The organism is Proteus sp. MB838, assembly GCF_054767435.1.
Map to the genome: position 1 here is coordinate 13,571 of NZ_BAABMO010000041.1, position 15,355 is coordinate 28,925.

The window sequence follows — 15,355 nt, forward strand, 5'->3', positions numbered from 1 at the left end:
TCCTATTGGTATTCTGCTAATAAGGTGGCTGAGACTTCAAATGCCCCTTCAGGCAAGGTACTTCCCGGTCTTTTTACTGGAACAGCTTGAATAACCGGAGGCGAATCTGGTGAAATCGCAATACGCTCATTTAGCTTAAAAGGCTTACCATCTTGAGTTAAATGAATACCTAAATCTGGAATATTGGTTTGCAATGCCGCCTCATCAAACTGGGTTTTAGGTCCGATAATTGATAATCCCAAATCCCAACCTTTTAAATTAGCGTCGCATACCAAGGTATAATTCACCGATTCGGTATAGTTAATACCATCAACTTTATTAATACCGACGTTCTTACCAAAAAAAACCTCAATTCGTTCGTCATTGCTGATAACACAAGGAGGTGGCACTAATAATGTTCCGAATAATTTTAAATTAGGCGAGTCGGCCGCCATTACTGCTGTAGAATTTAGTAATATAATCAGACAAATAGATTGCAATTTATTCATCGTGTTGCCCCCTTTACTGATAATCTACATGAAGTGTGGCATTGGCAACAAAATCTCCACCAACTAGTGTTTCTCTATTATCACGCACAGGGATCGCTTCTAGTTTAGGCAAATTGGGATAGGTAAATTTAACCGCTGAGCCTAATCCTAATAATTTACCTTGATAAAGAATGCGTACCCCTAATCCCGTAATATTAGTTTGTAGGGCATTACTATCGAACCCTGTTGCATTACCTGTTATATAGACTTTCATGGCGTTAGTCGGTCTTTTTTGGCAAGTCGCGGTATATTCGATAGGTTGCTTATAATTGCTATCATTAATACGCGTACTCATTACTTCGCCAAAATTCACCTCGATCATCTTGCCGTCATTGATTAAGCAAGGAGGTGGAGCGATGACGTTTCCAGTAATATTGATATAAACAATCCCGGGGGTCGCTCTTATTACTGCTCCTGCAGGTAAGTTAGCAACAGCAGTAGAACTCAGGCCTCCAGTAAATGTTGCCAGAATAAAAACCAACACTGCCTTGCTTGGGCTAAACCACTGTTCCATAACCATAAATCAGACCTATTTAGTTTCCAGCTGCCGTTTCTGTTACTTTGCATTGATTGCCACTACAGGTGAATTTCATCTGAGGGCGACCGCCATAATCATTGATGTAGCTCAATACCGGTGAAGCACCAAACATGGAAGCACTCAGATTTATCGTGCCGCTACTTTTAGGTGCGATCATTAATGGTTCAAAGCCATCCAAGCTTTTTCCTTTCAAACTGGTTAATCCATCGACTAATGTCACATAGTAAGGCGTTGGATTATTCACTTCGAAGCGATCACCTTTTTTAGTTAAAGTGATCTGCTCTTGCCAAGGATTGGTTAAATCCGTTTGCGAGGCATAGATTGATGCAGGACGATAAAATAATTTGATCCGCGTTTGTAATGCAATTTGCAGTACATTAGGCTTATTACTACGTGGTGGAATTTCACGTAGGTTAAAATAGAAAACACTTTCTCTATCTTGTGGTAATTTGGCTATATCAGGTAATGATTGCACCTTAATCTGACTTTTATCACCCGGTTCAATACGTTGGATCGGGGGTAAAACAATCAGTGGGCTTTCAATACGTTCGCCGTTTTCATTTTCCATCCAGCCTTGAGCAAGATAAGGCAAGTCCTTATTTTGATTGCTGACATTTAAACTAATCGATTTTTCGGCACCATTAAAAATGACACGAGTTCGATCTAGCGCAATGGCAGCAACAGCTTGATGAGTAAATGCCATTCCCATTAACAAAGTGGTTGCAACAATGCATGAGCGTTTTAATAACATCATCTTTAATTACTCTTTGTCTGAAGTTGTTTTTATCTTTATTTCCTGTTCCTTAACCTTAACGAGATAGAAACTTCGTTTTAGGTAAGGAGACTTCTCTTTGATTGAAAGTAGAGGTTGCTGTGCCATCATCACTACAGGTCAATAACAGTGATGAAATTTGCACATTCTCCACCAATGTTGGAATAAGTACTTTGCACTGCTCTTTACCACTCCAACGAACACTCAATACATCCCCGGTATTAATACCAGTTAGATAAACATTTCCACCATCATTAATGATGCCTAACTCACGCCCTTTTTCTGTTGTGACACTGGCGCCAAATGGTGGGAAGGTTCCATCTTTTAACCGAATAACCGCCATGGCTTTTTGCCCTTCGATAACATCAAATCGACGGTAACCAATCGCCCCTTCGGTTAGGGTTAATTGCTGAATTGAGCGTAATGCTTCGACATTTTCAGGTAATCGATTAAGATCGATACTCGCGCTACTACGGTAGTAATCATTAATATCTGGCAATACCGCTTTACCAAACATATTGGTATGGGAAATCGCACCAAAATTCTTCACGGGAATATTAGCGATACCGTCTGTATCAATAAGTAAGCGAGTACTACCTGTACGACTAACGCGGTGTAATGCTCCACCTTTCGGCGTAAGTGTGGCACCACCTTGTAGCGATAAAGTGGCAGAGGTATATTCACCATTGATATGACTTGCACTGGCGGTGACTAAGGCCGCATCAGCATAATGCATAAAATAAGCATCGGCTGAAGGTTTACCATTGCTACTTACCCCAGCGCCAACACGATAACTGCTATTGTCATCAATTCGATCGTAATAGCTGACATTATGAGAGTTACCGCTCTTATTAATGACAGTGTTGTAACTGATGGTCGCACGATCACCCCAAGGCATACTGACATTCATATAAACGCCATTATCATTGGTGCCATTAAATTTATTACGGAAAGCGGAGAGACTAAAATTGATATTTTTAAAACGACCAATATCCGCGCTTTTCGCTAACGATAAGTTGTAATTATCATTAGTTGGCTTATTCCAATATGTTTGGTGACTATAGTTTAAGTAAGTACTCAATCCCCAATCAGGAAATTGCTTACTAAACATAATGGTATAAAGTTCTTTGTTATTATCAGCATTACCATCGCGATAGCGACGCTCTAAATACTGATCCATGGTCATAAAGTCGCGTTCTGAGAAGCGATAACCAGCAAAGGTGACTTGGCTATTAATAGCTTCAAAACGTTTTGAATAACTTAATCGATAAGAGCCACCGTTATAACGCTTATCATCACGAGGAATTTTTGCCCAAGAGTGAGTAGCATCAAAAGAGAGAGCACCAAAAGCCATTAAGTCACGGCCGATACCCGCAGACAAGGCGTTATAATCACCCGCAACAATTGAGCCCCCATAAAGTGACCAACCGTTACTCACCCCCCATGAAAATTCCCCCATACCAAAAACGGGGCCTTCGGTATTATGGTCAATATTAGAAGGTTTACCTGCCGAGAATTTATATTGCACTCGTCCTGGTCGAGTTAAATAAGGAATACTTGCCGTATCCATTTGAAACTCTTGTACAGAGCCATCTTGCTCTTCGACACGTACATCTAATTTACCGCTAACCGCATCATTAATATCTTGAATACGAAATGGTCCTGGAGCAACTTGCGTTTCGTAGATCACTCGACCCTGTTGGCTAATTGTCACTTTGGCATTGGTTTTTGCTACACCTGTGACTTCTGGCGCATATCCACGTAAATTAGGTGGCAACATATTGTCGTCAGTTGCGAGATGAACCCCGGCAAAACGGAAACTATCAAAAATATCGGAGCGCGAGTAAGTCTCTCCCATGACAAAGCGCGCTTCCCATTGAGGGATAGCTCTATAGAGATAGTATTGATTCCATTTCCAGCTGTTTTCTGTACTTTGAGGGATCCCTGTCGTATGTTGGTAGCTCGCTTGCCAATCAGCGCGAAAACGCCAAGCACCTAAGTTCGCCCCTAAAGTACCTAACCCCGTCACTTGCTGACGTTGTTTTCCTTTAGCAGGATCAGTCACATTTGCATTAACGTTATAATCAAAAAGTATCCCTGAAATACCGTCATCCCAACGAGAAGGCGGATCCCAGTTTGGTGCTGAATACTCCAAATAAGCTTGAGGTATCGTTAATAATAAATTACCACTACCTAAACTGGCATTTATTGTCATTCCGGGAATAGATGATGTATCAAGGCAAGTTTGATTATCGTTAAAACGAATTTTATCAAGCCACTCTGGTTTTAGTCCTAATTGACGAACTAATTCAGGAGGTAAGCAAGGTTCACTTCCTTTGGGATCATCTGCAGGTACAACATAATTAATGTTGTAGATATCGGGAAGTTCATTATTATTTATACGAACAACAAATTCGTAGCGCCCTGGCATAATATAGCCAGCTCGAGAGAAATCAGATAAATCGATATTTTGTTTATCTTTAAGATCTAAAATATCAGAATTAAACTCAATATCGCTATTCGCTAAAGCTGAATTTGAAAGACTGGATGCCCCAGTAACAATTAAATAGATCAATATAGCAACAGGCCGAATAGCATGCTTTTTTCTCTTTTCTCGCTTCTCTAAACAAACGGTTTTGAATGATCTAACCATAAATTATCCAACCCTGATCCATTTAATAGTATTCCAGCTTAAAGCGCAGCGTCGTACGGTAATTCCCCGCTTTTGGCGTATCGTTGTTTTTGACTATTCGAGCTTGGTACAGCAATGCCATTGACTGCGAATCAATGCCAACGGGCGGTAGGGGTTGTCCTGGAATAGCTTGTCGACCATAACGATCCGCTATCGCTAATGAAGCACCTTTGGCCTCACCGGATAACTCAAAGTTGCCATTTCCATTAGAAGGACCATCGAACGTTGCGATAAAACGTGGATTATCCGCTTCTTGCCCTTTCTGGCTAATTAGCGTACAGTCCGTTAATCTGATAGAAAAATATTCAATCGGTCCTTGACCTTCAGTGACTAACGTTGGGATAGATACCGTCGTTAGCGGGATCACTTGATCACTACTTCCCGCTGATATTGCACATGACGGCTCTAATATGGTTCCTTGTAGATTGAGCCACCCAAATCGCTGATGCATGTTTTTATCTTGTTTTACATCACTGGCTATCGTTGGCGCAGTTACTAAACTGGCAACAAGGCATAGCAATAGTGGTGCCATCTTGCGATTCATATTTTTCTCCGTTAGTAAGAAAAATCATTAAAAGTAAAGACAGGAATTAAAGCTCTGTACTTCCTTGTACAGAACTTATTTTTTCTTACTGATAAGTCAGTGCGAAAGTTGCGATTGCAGTAAAGTCACCTGGAACAGCAGCTTCAGATGCAGAACCTTGTAAATAAGCAGCAAAGTTCAGATCATTGTTACCATCACGCAGGTTTTGAGCAGCACTTGGGGTGCCTAATTTGATTTGTTTACCACCCGCATCGGTGATAACAACAGCTGCATTTTTAGCGATACCTTCAATGCCTAAAGAACCTTCTAAAACTTCAGTTGCTTCAGAGCCAGTGAAAGTTGTTTGAACAGTTTTGTAAGTCTCTGTAGTACAATTTTCTAAAGAGATTTTAAAGTCACGAGAATTACTACAGCCACCATCTTTTAATGCAGCAGTAGAAATTTGACCTAGTGGAACTGTTTGATTTTCAGTATCAGGAGTAATTGAGCAAGGAGCATCAATGATTGAACCAACAAATTTAACAGTACCATGACCTTGATCTGCAGCTAAAGCAGAACCCGCAACAACAGATAAACCTAAACCAAGAACTAAAGCTAATTTATTTAATTTCATCTTTTTGTTTCCTGAAATATAAAGGATGAAGACATCTAAAATAATTAATTCATTTAGGATTGGATTATTCCTAATTGAATGGCTCATTTATTGAGCTCGGGAATTTTGGTATATTTAAGTCCACTTCAAACGCCACGAAATATCGTTAGAAACGAAACAAAATACACCAAATTGTTTAGTTAAAGATTTTCATCTTGCAAGTATGACTATTTAGATTTTTTCATCTTAAAATTTAGGAAAAAGATGATATAATTCTAAGTGCAAATACTATAGTTTGTTAAAAAAGTAAAAAAATTTATTTCAGTGTTTTGCACAAAGTAATAAATTATTTTGATTTTTTAAAAAATTGTTTAATATCAATATGTTAAATAATTAAGAATATATACCCAATAATATATTTGACTTAAGTTAGAAGCCGGAGAATAATAGTAAACAATTTGGTGTATTTTGATTGTTTCTCTAAATAGGTGTAAATATCACCTGCTATTCTCCTTTCTCTTACCTATCAATGGTTTTCGTTTTCTAAAAATTGGCAAACTTTCAATAAACTTGTTTAAAATTAACGAGTAAAAAAGAAAGTATAAAAAAAACACAACCCTTTATTGATGCATATTACTTGCTATAGTGATGCTGCAACTGACTTTTGTTGTTTATTATCTAATTGAAAAGGTTACGAAAATGAAGCAACGTAAATTTCTTACACGTTTTGAAGTGAATGCTATTTTAAAGCAAGCTAAGGAAGGTAGGTATCCCGAAAGAGATTACTGTATGTTTTTAATGTGTTTTTTACATGGTTTTCGTGTTAGCGAACTATGTAATTTAACATTAAGCGATATTGATCTAGAAAGTAGAATACTCTATGTCAGGCGTTTAAAAGGTGGGCTTTCAACAACACAACCTATTATTGATGAGGAATATGAAGCCTTATGCAACTGGTTGAAAAGTAGAGAAAACTGGAGAGAATCAGATTCTGAATGGGTATTTTTATCACAAAAAACGGGACCAATTTCCCGTCAACAAGTTTATGGGTTATTACGCCGTTTAGGTAAAAAAGCCAATGTTTCTATTAGTCCACACCCTCATATGTTACGCCACGCCTGTGGCTACGCACTGGCGGATTTAGGCAGAGATACACGTTTAATTCAAGACTATTTAGGCCATCGCAATATTTCCCATACGGTTATTTATACAGCAAGTAACTCAAAACGATTTATCAATATATGGGAAACGCGAAACTCACAATAGTTCTTTATTAATAGATTACTTAAAAAGTTAATATCAATAATTGAGTACGCTTTATTTTACAATAAGAATATAGATATTTTTTTCTTTTTAATTCAAATTAGGGTTTATATTAAAAATTATATCATTTAATATAAATAATCACGATAGTAATCTTAATAAAGAATTAATTAATGATACTTGATTTTAATAAACCCGGTCATATTTGGTGTACTAATTTTTTTTGAAATATAATCATTTTTATTCCAATAGACTCTATCTTAGAAGGTATCCATTTACCCACAGAAAAACATTAAAAAGATTTATCATTAATAATTTAACTTAGTATAAGAGATATATTCAAAATACAATTAATTCTGATTTTTTCGTCTCTTTCTACACATTTATAATGCTCATAAAGCAATCACTACCCATCTAAGCTCGCTTAGGGATAGTGATTGCAAGCCTAATGAGTGCAACATAACTCGACAGTCAATATCGCTATAGCGATCATTAAGGGAAAACATCCCCTTAGCCTGACCTAAATAGGTTGCTTATTTAAGGACTTTTTCTTGTAAGAGGTAAAGGTTAATACAGAAATGCGTCTAGTGCTTTTTTGGCTAAAAGATTGCTTCGTCGACTTAGCGGTTTGCCACTTTTGACCGACGTTGAAGTAATACAGTCCTCAAAAAACCAGTAAATGGGTGTGTTTAAGAACTTAGCTAATAGCACTAGATAAGTAAGATCTATTTTGTTTAACCCCCGCTCATAGCGTGAGAATTGTTGTTGGCTAACCCCTAGTTTTGCCGCCAATTGGCTACCTGTGTAACCTAACTCTTTACGCCTTTTTTGTATGCGCTTACCTACCAGTGCATTGACATCAATATTTGCACGACGATATTTCACCATGATATTTCAACCTTTTATTATTATGGTAACGTTAGAATCAACGCGCCAGAGCCAGAAAAATACCCTGGAGCAACATGTCCATTGGTTCTCAATTTAGAACTCACCTGTATAGAAACCATTTTGCCTTTAGCGACAAAGATAGCCTCTCCCTCTTCGCCAGATTTATCATTAATATATAAATCAGCATATAAGCTATTGTCATTACGTAGTGGGACTTGACGATTATTCATTCCTGTTGCAACAACCTGTAAAGAGACATCACGATTACACGTCACATTCACAGTTTGAGAACGAACCGCATTGTCTAATTCATTTTCCCCCACATTGCCGTAATCCAACTCAACAGAATGGGCTAACACATCACAATGTCCAACAGGAGGGGGAGCAATTGCACAAATAGAACCCGGTAATAAATAGCCATCTTCAGCAAAACCATAAGCATTTGGCTGATAAAATATACCAACGCACTCTTGTATGGTTGATGTATCAACATATCGATGAATGGCAACTCCTGGGCCATAAGGGAATCCTCCTAATTCTTTCATAACAGCAATACGTAGATCTTCCATTCTTCGATATTTATGCCCATCACTTAAAATAGTTCTGGTCGCTGAACCTCCAGACTGGTTAGGCTGATGACGATGATTTATGGTTATATAACAAGGTTTTTTTTTATAACAAGGATTTAAAGCCGTTGGTGGCTCGGGATCCCAACGTTGGATAATAAAAGTGTAATCAGCCCCTATCCCCTCATTACCTACTGGTTTTGATTCTGTAATATAAGAAAAAATAGCGGCTATAGAGGAAGCTGGATATATCAACATGCTAGTAAATAAGTAAAAGATTAATTGGCGCTTAGGTATAAGCATATAAACCTCAAGTCAACATTAGTCATAATTTAAATGGAATGTAGCAATGGCGCTAAAGGGCCCCCGTTTTATTGATTGATTAGCAATTGCGGTAGGTTCTGCTTGTATAAAAGCACTAAACCTCAATGTGTTATTAGTTGAAAGTAAAGCCATATTTTTCGATGGCTGATTAATGGGTAAGAGGACTCCATCGCTATCTTCTAGACCAATAGCAATACCAGAGGCTCGACTTATTGGACTCAATGCTAGAAAACCTTTCCCTGCCATCGCCTTATTTTCATCACCTTTAAATGTGATGGAAACTTTGTTATTCATAGAGAGATCGCACTCCGATAGATTGATCTCAAATTGCTGGCTTTTGGTCCTTTCTACTCCATTGTAAAAAGCACTATCAGTCACTTTATCCAGCGTGATGACAATAATTTCATCACCGGGTTTTATTACACATGGCTCATCAATTAACTCACCATGAAAACGCATATTAGGATCAGCATTAGCCATAGCTATCACAGCGGCAAAGATTGCAGTACCCAGAGATAATCTTTGTAATATCATCCCGATACTCCTATTGATATTCAGCAAGTAGCGTTGCTGTTGCCTCAAATGCACCTTTTGTTAAGGTACTTCCTGATTTTTTTACAGGCACAGCTAAAATAATCGGCGGTTTATCAGAGGTAATAACAAACCGTTTATTTAAAATAAATGGCTCACTATCTATCGTGAGATGTACGGCTAAATCCGTTATATTGGTTTGTAAAGCAGCCGCATCAAATTGGCTTGCAGAGCCGATAATGGATAAACCTAATGCCCAACCTTTTGCATTTTCTTCACACTGCAACGTGTAATTGACGGTCTTTGTATAATTAATGCCATCGATGCGACTCGTTCCCAGTTGGTGACCAAAATTAACATCAATCATGTCATTGTTTTGGATCACACAAGGAGGGGGAATAAATAGTGTGCCAAATAATCTCAAATTATTTTCGCTGTTAGTGATTGTCGCCTTATTTGCCGTCTCATCAGCCATTAATGAAAATGATGAAAGTAACGTTATGAAAAAGAATATCCTCTGTTTATTAAACATTCCCGTTATCTCCTCACTGATATTCCATGCGCAATGTCGCTGTGGTAGAAAAGTCTCCTCCCACAAGAAGAGTAGAAAAATCACGCACAGGCACCGCTTCCAATACAGGAAAATCGGGATAAGTAAAATTAATTGCCTGCCCTAACTTAAGTGGTTTATTTTGATACAAAATACGTATACCTAATCCGGTAATATTGGTCATTAATGCATTGGCATCAAAAAAAGTACCATTCCCCTCGACAGAAAGTTTTAGTGTATTAATGGGCATTTGTTCACAACTTGGATGATAATCAACCAGACGTTTGTAATTTAAGCCATCAACTCGTGTACTTAGCACATCACCGAAATTCACTTCTACCGTTTTGCCCTCATTGATCATGCAAGGAGGGTGAGCGATAACGTACCCTTTTATATTGATAGGGATCGGATAAATAGGTGTAATAGGCGAATTTTGTGATAGTCCCGTACTTGACAAAACCGGTGTCACAGCAGTTACATTTGTTGTGATAAAAAAGCTCAATAGTACCAATATTGATACAAGACTATTTTTATTAATCTGCTGTTTCATAAATATACCTATTAATTTCCTTGGTCTGTTTCTATCACCTTACATTCACGACTATCGCAGCTAAATTTCAATCTTGGACGACCACCGTAATCATTGATGTAACTTAATACCGGAGAAGCCCCCAGCGTAGAAACCGTTAAATTGAGTTTTTCCTGCCCTCGAGGCGCTACCATGATAGGGGTAAATCCTTCTAAGCTTTTCCCTTTCAGATCCGTTAGACCATCAACAATAGTGATATAATAGGGTGTGGGATTATGCACAACATAACTCTCCCCCTGCTTTGTTAAGGTAATTTTTTCCTGCCATGGATTACTTAAATCAGTTTGGGTGGCATAAATAGATTTTGGTCGATAGAACAATTTTATCCGCGTTTGTAGTGCAATTTGTAATACGTTGGGTTTATCACTACGTGGAGGGATCTCACGTAAATTAAAATAAAAAACACTCTCTCTATCTTGAGGTAGTTGTGCAATATCAGGTAATGATTGCACTTTCACTTGGCTCTTATTCCCAGGTTCAATACGCTGAATAGGAGGTAATACAATAAGAGGTGTTTCTATTTTTTCTCCTTGCTCGTTCTCTAGCCAACCTTGAGCTAAATAAGGTAATTCTTTGTTTTGATTACTTATACTCAGACTTACTGATTTATCAGCACCATTAAAAATAATACGTGTACGATCTAAAGCGATTGTCGCACCAACTTGCGACGTAAACACCATTCCAGTTAATAAGGTGGTAGTTACCATAAATAAATGTTTAGATGCCATCATCTTTAATTACTCTTCTCTCTATTAATCAATTATTGTTATTACTTAGCGTTATTTACTAAGGAATGAATGTTGAGGTAATGCTTGCGTTTTATCTGTTTCCAGGAATGATGTTGAAATAGTCGGCTGTCTTTGAAAGCAAGTTAAAAGCAGTGATGTGATCAGTTGTGTATCCGCCAATTTAGGAATGGATAATTGGCATTGGTTTTTACCATCCCAATGTACATACAAGACATCGCCTGAATTAATACCGCTTAAATAAACCTTTCCACCGTCGTTAAAAACACCTAATTCTCGACCATTAAGCGTTGTTACTGTCGCTGCAAATGGCGGAACGCCTCCTTCAGCCAACTGTACTGTTGCCATCGCTTTGTGTCCGGCAATCACATCAAATTGACGATAGCCAATAGCGCCTTCAGTCAAAGTTAATTGATGAATAGAACGTAGTGCTTCAACATTGTCTGGTAGCTGTTTAAGATCGATAGAAGCACTGCCTCGATAATAGTGATTAATATCGAGGATCACCGCCTTGCCAAAAATATTGGTATGAGATATGGCACTAAGACTTTTTACCGGGACATCGGAAACACCTTGAGTATCAATTAACAAACGGGTTGCCCCCGGCATATTGCTACGGTGAAAATCCCCGCCTTTAGTGGTTAATGTTGCCCCACCTTGGAAAGATAAAGATGCCGAAGTATAGTCGCCGTTAATATGACTGGCTGAAGCCGTTACTAAAGCAACATCACCATAATGTGTAAAGAAACCATCCGCCGATGGTTTACCTCGACTACTAACTCCTGCACTTAGACGATAATTATTGTTATCATCAATGCGATCGAAATAGCTGACATTATGTGAGTTACCTTCTTTATTTATGACCGAGTTATAACTTATCGTTGCTCTATCACGCCAAGGCAAATTAATGTTGAAATACACGCCGTTGTCATGATTGCCATTAAAACGATTACGATAAGCGGATAAGCTAATGTTAATGTTTTTAAACTTCCCGATAGCGAGATACTTTGATAAAGAGAAGTTGTAATAGTCGTTATTCGGTCTATCCCAATACCTTTGATGGTTATAATTTATATAGGTACTAAGTCCCCATTGAGGAAATTGTTTACTCAGTGTAAGGGTATAAAGCTCTTTATTATTTTCTTGTGCGCCATAGCGATAACGCCTATCTAAATATTGATCCATACTCATAAAATGACGATCAGAGAATCGATAGCCTGCAAAAGTGATTTGCCCATCAATAGATTCAAAACGCTTTGAATAGCTAATTCGATATGAACTGCCATGATAGTGTTTATTCTCATTAGCGAAGGTTGCCCATGAATGAGTCGTATCAAAAGAGATAGCACCTAACATCATTAGATCTCGTCCAAAACCTAGCGAGGCCGAGTTATAATCCTTAGAAACTAAAGTGCCACCAAAAAGAGACCAACCATTATTCACTCCCCAAGAAAACTCTCCCATTGCAAAAATAGGCCCTTCAGTTTTATGATCTAATCGAGAAGGCTTACCCGCAGATACTTTATATTGAAGGCGTCCCGGTCTTGTAAGATAAGGAATATTGGCTGTATCAATTTGGTATTCTTGTATTGTTCCGTCCCGCTCTTCAATACAAACATCCAAGCGTCCACTTACCGCATCATGCAGATCTTGAATACGAAATGGCCCAGGCGCGATTTGTGTCTCATAGATAATCTGTCCTTGTTGACTCACAGTGACTTTTGCATTCGTTTTTGCAACTCCCGTGATCTCTGGGGCATAACCTCGTAAATTAGGGGGCAACATTTGCTCATCCGTAAGTAAACTTATTCCCGTAAAACGGAAATTATCTAATAGGTTTGAACGTAAGTAAGTCTCCCCCATGACTAAACGGGCGCCCCATTTCGTTATCGCTCGATAAAGATAGAATTGATCCCAATTCCAGTGATTTTCTGTGCTATGCAATACACCTGTAGTGTGCTCATAACTTGCTTGCCAATCTGCCCGAAAACGCCAAACACCTAAATTTGCCCCCGCCGTACCATTTGCGGTGATCTGCTGTTTCTGCTTGCCATCACTAGGCGCTCTGACATTGGCATTAACGTTATAATCAAACAATAATCCAGCAATACCTTCGTCCCAAAAAGAAGGCGATTCCCAATTCGGTGATGAATACTCTAGATAAGCTTGAGGAAGAGTAATAAAAAAAACCCCACTACCTAAATCTGTCCTCAGGCTCATACCTGGTAACGATGCCTCATTAAGGCAATTACCCTTATCTTTCCAAGTTAACTTTTTTAACCATTCTGGTCTGAGTGCAAACTGCTTAACTAATATGGGTGAGATACAAGGTTCGCTTGCCTTGGGATCATCTTTGGGCACAATATAGTCAACACGATAAGTTCCACTTAATTCATTGTTATTAATATTAATAATTAACTCATACTTGCCAGGAGTAATATATCCCGCTCGGGAAAAGCTTGATAAATCAATATTTCCTCGATCTTTTAAGTCAAGAATATCTGAGTTAAATTCAATATCTTTGCTAACAGCAAATGACTCGCTGGCAATACTTGCCATCCCTATAATCACGAAATAGATCAGTGTAGTAGCAGAACGACCTCTGCACTGCTTACTTTTATGTTTAACATTTAAATCAATCGTCTTGAATAATTTAGCCATAAGTAAACCTAACTAATCCATTTAGTGATATTCGAGCCCAAAACAGTCAATTATCGGTAATGCCCCTACGGATGAAATATCACTATGTTTAATAATCCTTTTGTATTTATAAAAAGAGCGCGTTTTACTATTATTCACCATCGATATCTAGCGCGATGACAAAAGTGTCCTAACGATAAGAAAGCTCATCAGTTAACAAAGCCTTGTATATCCTTATACAAAGCTTTATTTGACGACTATTATTGATAAGATAAAGCAAAAGTGGCTATTGCTGTAAAATCACCAGGAATAGCAGCTTTTGAGGAAGAACCTTGTAAATAAGCGGCAAAATTTAAGTCATTGTTACCGTCATTCAATGTTTGGGCGGCACTTGCTTGACCTAATTTGATTTGTTCACCACCTGCATTGGTGATAACAACAGCTGCATTTTTGGCGATCCCTTCAATACCTAAAGCCCCCTCTAAAACATCAGGAGCTTCAGCACCGGTAAAGGTTGTTTTGACTGTTTTATATGTCTCAGTAGAACACTGTAATAATTTGATTTTAAACATTTTTGACGCACTACGGCCACCGTCCTTCAGTGCGCTAGATGACACTTGACCTAATGGAATACGTTGAGCACCTGAATCAGGATCGATAGAACAAGGAGCATCAATAATTGAACCATAGAATTCAACAGTACCATGCCCCTGATCTGCCGCTAATGCAGAGCCCGCAATGATAGATAAGCCTAACCCTAAAACTAAATGCAGTTTTTTTAATTTCATTTTGTTTTCCTAAAATATAAAAGTTAAATAAAGTATAAAAGCAACAACATTCAATTAAGAAAAATAATCCCATACAGGCGATACACTTCTCTTTTATGAATAAGATACGCAATGAATTTGGTATATCTTGATATATTGTAAAAATTAATCTCTATAATTAATCATCAATACATAAAATAAATAATAATTAACAACCGAAATTAGATAACGCTCATATCAAGTTGGGTTTATTATTCTCTGCCACTTTATTTAAGTCAAACCTGATAAATTTAATTAAATATATATTTATTAATACACTGATATTAATTGGATTTTTTTTCATCTTACGCAAATTATAATTACCCCCAAAATAAGTAATTAGATAAAAAAACCAAAAATAGCATCATAAAAAGAATATTTATAGACTTTTAAATACAAAATACTTAGATATAAAGTGTAAAAAATTGAAGGAAACATATTTTTATAAATAGAAATAAATTTTATTATTTTAATATTATAACAAAAAAACAAATAACCATAAATTTACATATAAGTACAAAAAAGATACAATATTATAACTTTTATTATTCAATAACGATGATTTTTCAGAATAAAAAACCAATAAATTATTTTTAATGGATTTTAAAACTAAAAGGTTATTTTGAAATATTGCGGTTAAATTTAACAGTATGAAAAACAAGAAATTAATTAGAAAATTGAAAGCATTAACTTACTAAGAAATAGACATAATAAAATTAAATAATGCTGTAACCAAATAATAAAAAAGAACTATATAGAAATTAAACCTTCATAATGGAATATTTTC

General features: G+C 37.3%; 15 protein-coding genes. 1 reads left to right on the forward strand and 14 read right to left on the reverse strand.

Going from position 1 to position 15,355, the window contains the following annotated elements; translation table 11 throughout:
* Nucleotides 1–2 precede the first annotated feature (2 nt).
* From ACYUCW_RS15045 to mrpA, 6 genes are all read right to left on the reverse strand, one after another.
* Complete coding sequence (locus tag ACYUCW_RS15045) at nucleotides 3–488, reverse strand: fimbrial protein (RefSeq protein ID WP_004244922.1); 486 nt, start codon at nucleotides 486–488, stop codon at nucleotides 3–5.
* Nucleotides 489–501: 13 nt separating this feature from the next.
* A complete protein-coding gene (locus tag ACYUCW_RS15050; RefSeq protein ID WP_004244923.1) occupies nucleotides 502–1,047 on the reverse strand; it encodes a fimbrial protein in 546 nt (181 codons plus the stop codon).
* Between the two features lie 13 nt (nucleotides 1,048–1,060).
* On the reverse strand, nucleotides 1,061–1,819 hold the full coding sequence (gene mrpD / locus ACYUCW_RS15055; protein WP_004244924.1) for an MR/P fimbria assembly chaperone MrpD: 759 nt from the start codon (nucleotides 1,817–1,819) through the stop codon (nucleotides 1,061–1,063).
* A 55-nt stretch (nucleotides 1,820–1,874) separates the two neighbouring features.
* Complete coding sequence (mrpC, locus tag ACYUCW_RS15060) at nucleotides 1,875–4,490, reverse strand: MR/P fimbria usher protein MrpC (RefSeq protein WP_460408929.1); 2,616 nt, start codon at nucleotides 4,488–4,490, stop codon at nucleotides 1,875–1,877.
* Nucleotides 4,491–4,512: 22 nt separating this feature from the next.
* Nucleotides 4,513–5,061 (reverse strand): MR/P fimbria assembly terminator MrpB, encoded by a 549-nt coding sequence (gene mrpB / locus ACYUCW_RS15065; RefSeq protein ID WP_023843516.1) that lies wholly within the window; start codon nucleotides 5,059–5,061, stop codon nucleotides 4,513–4,515.
* A 97-nt stretch (nucleotides 5,062–5,158) separates the two neighbouring features.
* Nucleotides 5,159–5,686, reverse strand: coding sequence for an MR/P fimbria major subunit MrpA (mrpA, locus tag ACYUCW_RS15070; RefSeq protein WP_460408938.1), 528 nt, complete (start codon nucleotides 5,684–5,686; stop codon nucleotides 5,159–5,161).
* Nucleotides 5,687–6,364: 678 nt separating this feature from the next.
* Here mrpA and mrpI point away from each other — a divergent pair.
* The gene (gene mrpI / locus ACYUCW_RS15075) at nucleotides 6,365–6,931 is read left to right on the forward strand and encodes a phase variation DNA invertase MrpI (RefSeq protein WP_460408930.1); all 567 of its coding nucleotides are present in this window, start codon (nucleotides 6,365–6,367) and stop codon (nucleotides 6,929–6,931) included.
* Between the two features lie 564 nt (nucleotides 6,932–7,495).
* On the opposite strand, the gene ACYUCW_RS15080 is transcribed toward mrpI, so the two are convergent.
* The 8 genes from ACYUCW_RS15080 to ACYUCW_RS15115 all read right to left on the reverse strand — a co-directional run bounded on the left by ACYUCW_RS15080 (nucleotide 7,496) and on the right by ACYUCW_RS15115 (nucleotide 14,550).
* Complete coding sequence (locus ACYUCW_RS15080; protein WP_004244929.1) at nucleotides 7,496–7,816, reverse strand: helix-turn-helix domain-containing protein; 321 nt, start codon at nucleotides 7,814–7,816, stop codon at nucleotides 7,496–7,498.
* A 20-nt stretch (nucleotides 7,817–7,836) separates the two neighbouring features.
* Nucleotides 7,837–8,685 (reverse strand): MrpH family fimbial adhesin, encoded by an 849-nt coding sequence (locus ACYUCW_RS15085; RefSeq protein ID WP_460408932.1) that lies wholly within the window; start codon nucleotides 8,683–8,685, stop codon nucleotides 7,837–7,839.
* 18 nt (nucleotides 8,686–8,703) lie between these two features.
* Nucleotides 8,704–9,240 (reverse strand): fimbrial protein, encoded by a 537-nt coding sequence (locus tag ACYUCW_RS15090; protein WP_460408934.1) that lies wholly within the window; start codon nucleotides 9,238–9,240, stop codon nucleotides 8,704–8,706.
* 10 nt (nucleotides 9,241–9,250) lie between these two features.
* Nucleotides 9,251–9,769: a fimbrial protein gene (locus ACYUCW_RS15095; protein WP_004244936.1), complete on the reverse strand. Its 519-nt coding sequence runs from the start codon at nucleotides 9,767–9,769 to the stop codon at nucleotides 9,251–9,253.
* A gap of 13 nt (nucleotides 9,770–9,782) precedes the next feature.
* The gene (locus ACYUCW_RS15100) at nucleotides 9,783–10,337 is read right to left on the reverse strand and encodes a fimbrial protein (RefSeq protein WP_004244937.1); all 555 of its coding nucleotides are present in this window, start codon (nucleotides 10,335–10,337) and stop codon (nucleotides 9,783–9,785) included.
* 11 nt (nucleotides 10,338–10,348) lie between these two features.
* The gene (locus tag ACYUCW_RS15105; RefSeq protein ID WP_004244938.1) at nucleotides 10,349–11,107 is read right to left on the reverse strand and encodes a fimbria/pilus periplasmic chaperone; all 759 of its coding nucleotides are present in this window, start codon (nucleotides 11,105–11,107) and stop codon (nucleotides 10,349–10,351) included.
* 48 nt (nucleotides 11,108–11,155) lie between these two features.
* A complete protein-coding gene (locus ACYUCW_RS15110; protein WP_460408937.1) occupies nucleotides 11,156–13,783 on the reverse strand; it encodes an outer membrane usher protein in 2,628 nt (875 codons plus the stop codon).
* Nucleotides 13,784–14,022: 239 nt separating this feature from the next.
* Nucleotides 14,023–14,550 carry a fimbrial protein gene (locus ACYUCW_RS15115; RefSeq protein WP_004244940.1) on the reverse strand — a complete coding sequence of 176 codons (528 nt, stop codon included), beginning with the start codon at nucleotides 14,548–14,550 and terminating at the stop codon, nucleotides 14,023–14,025.
* Nucleotides 14,551–15,355 lie beyond the last annotated feature (805 nt).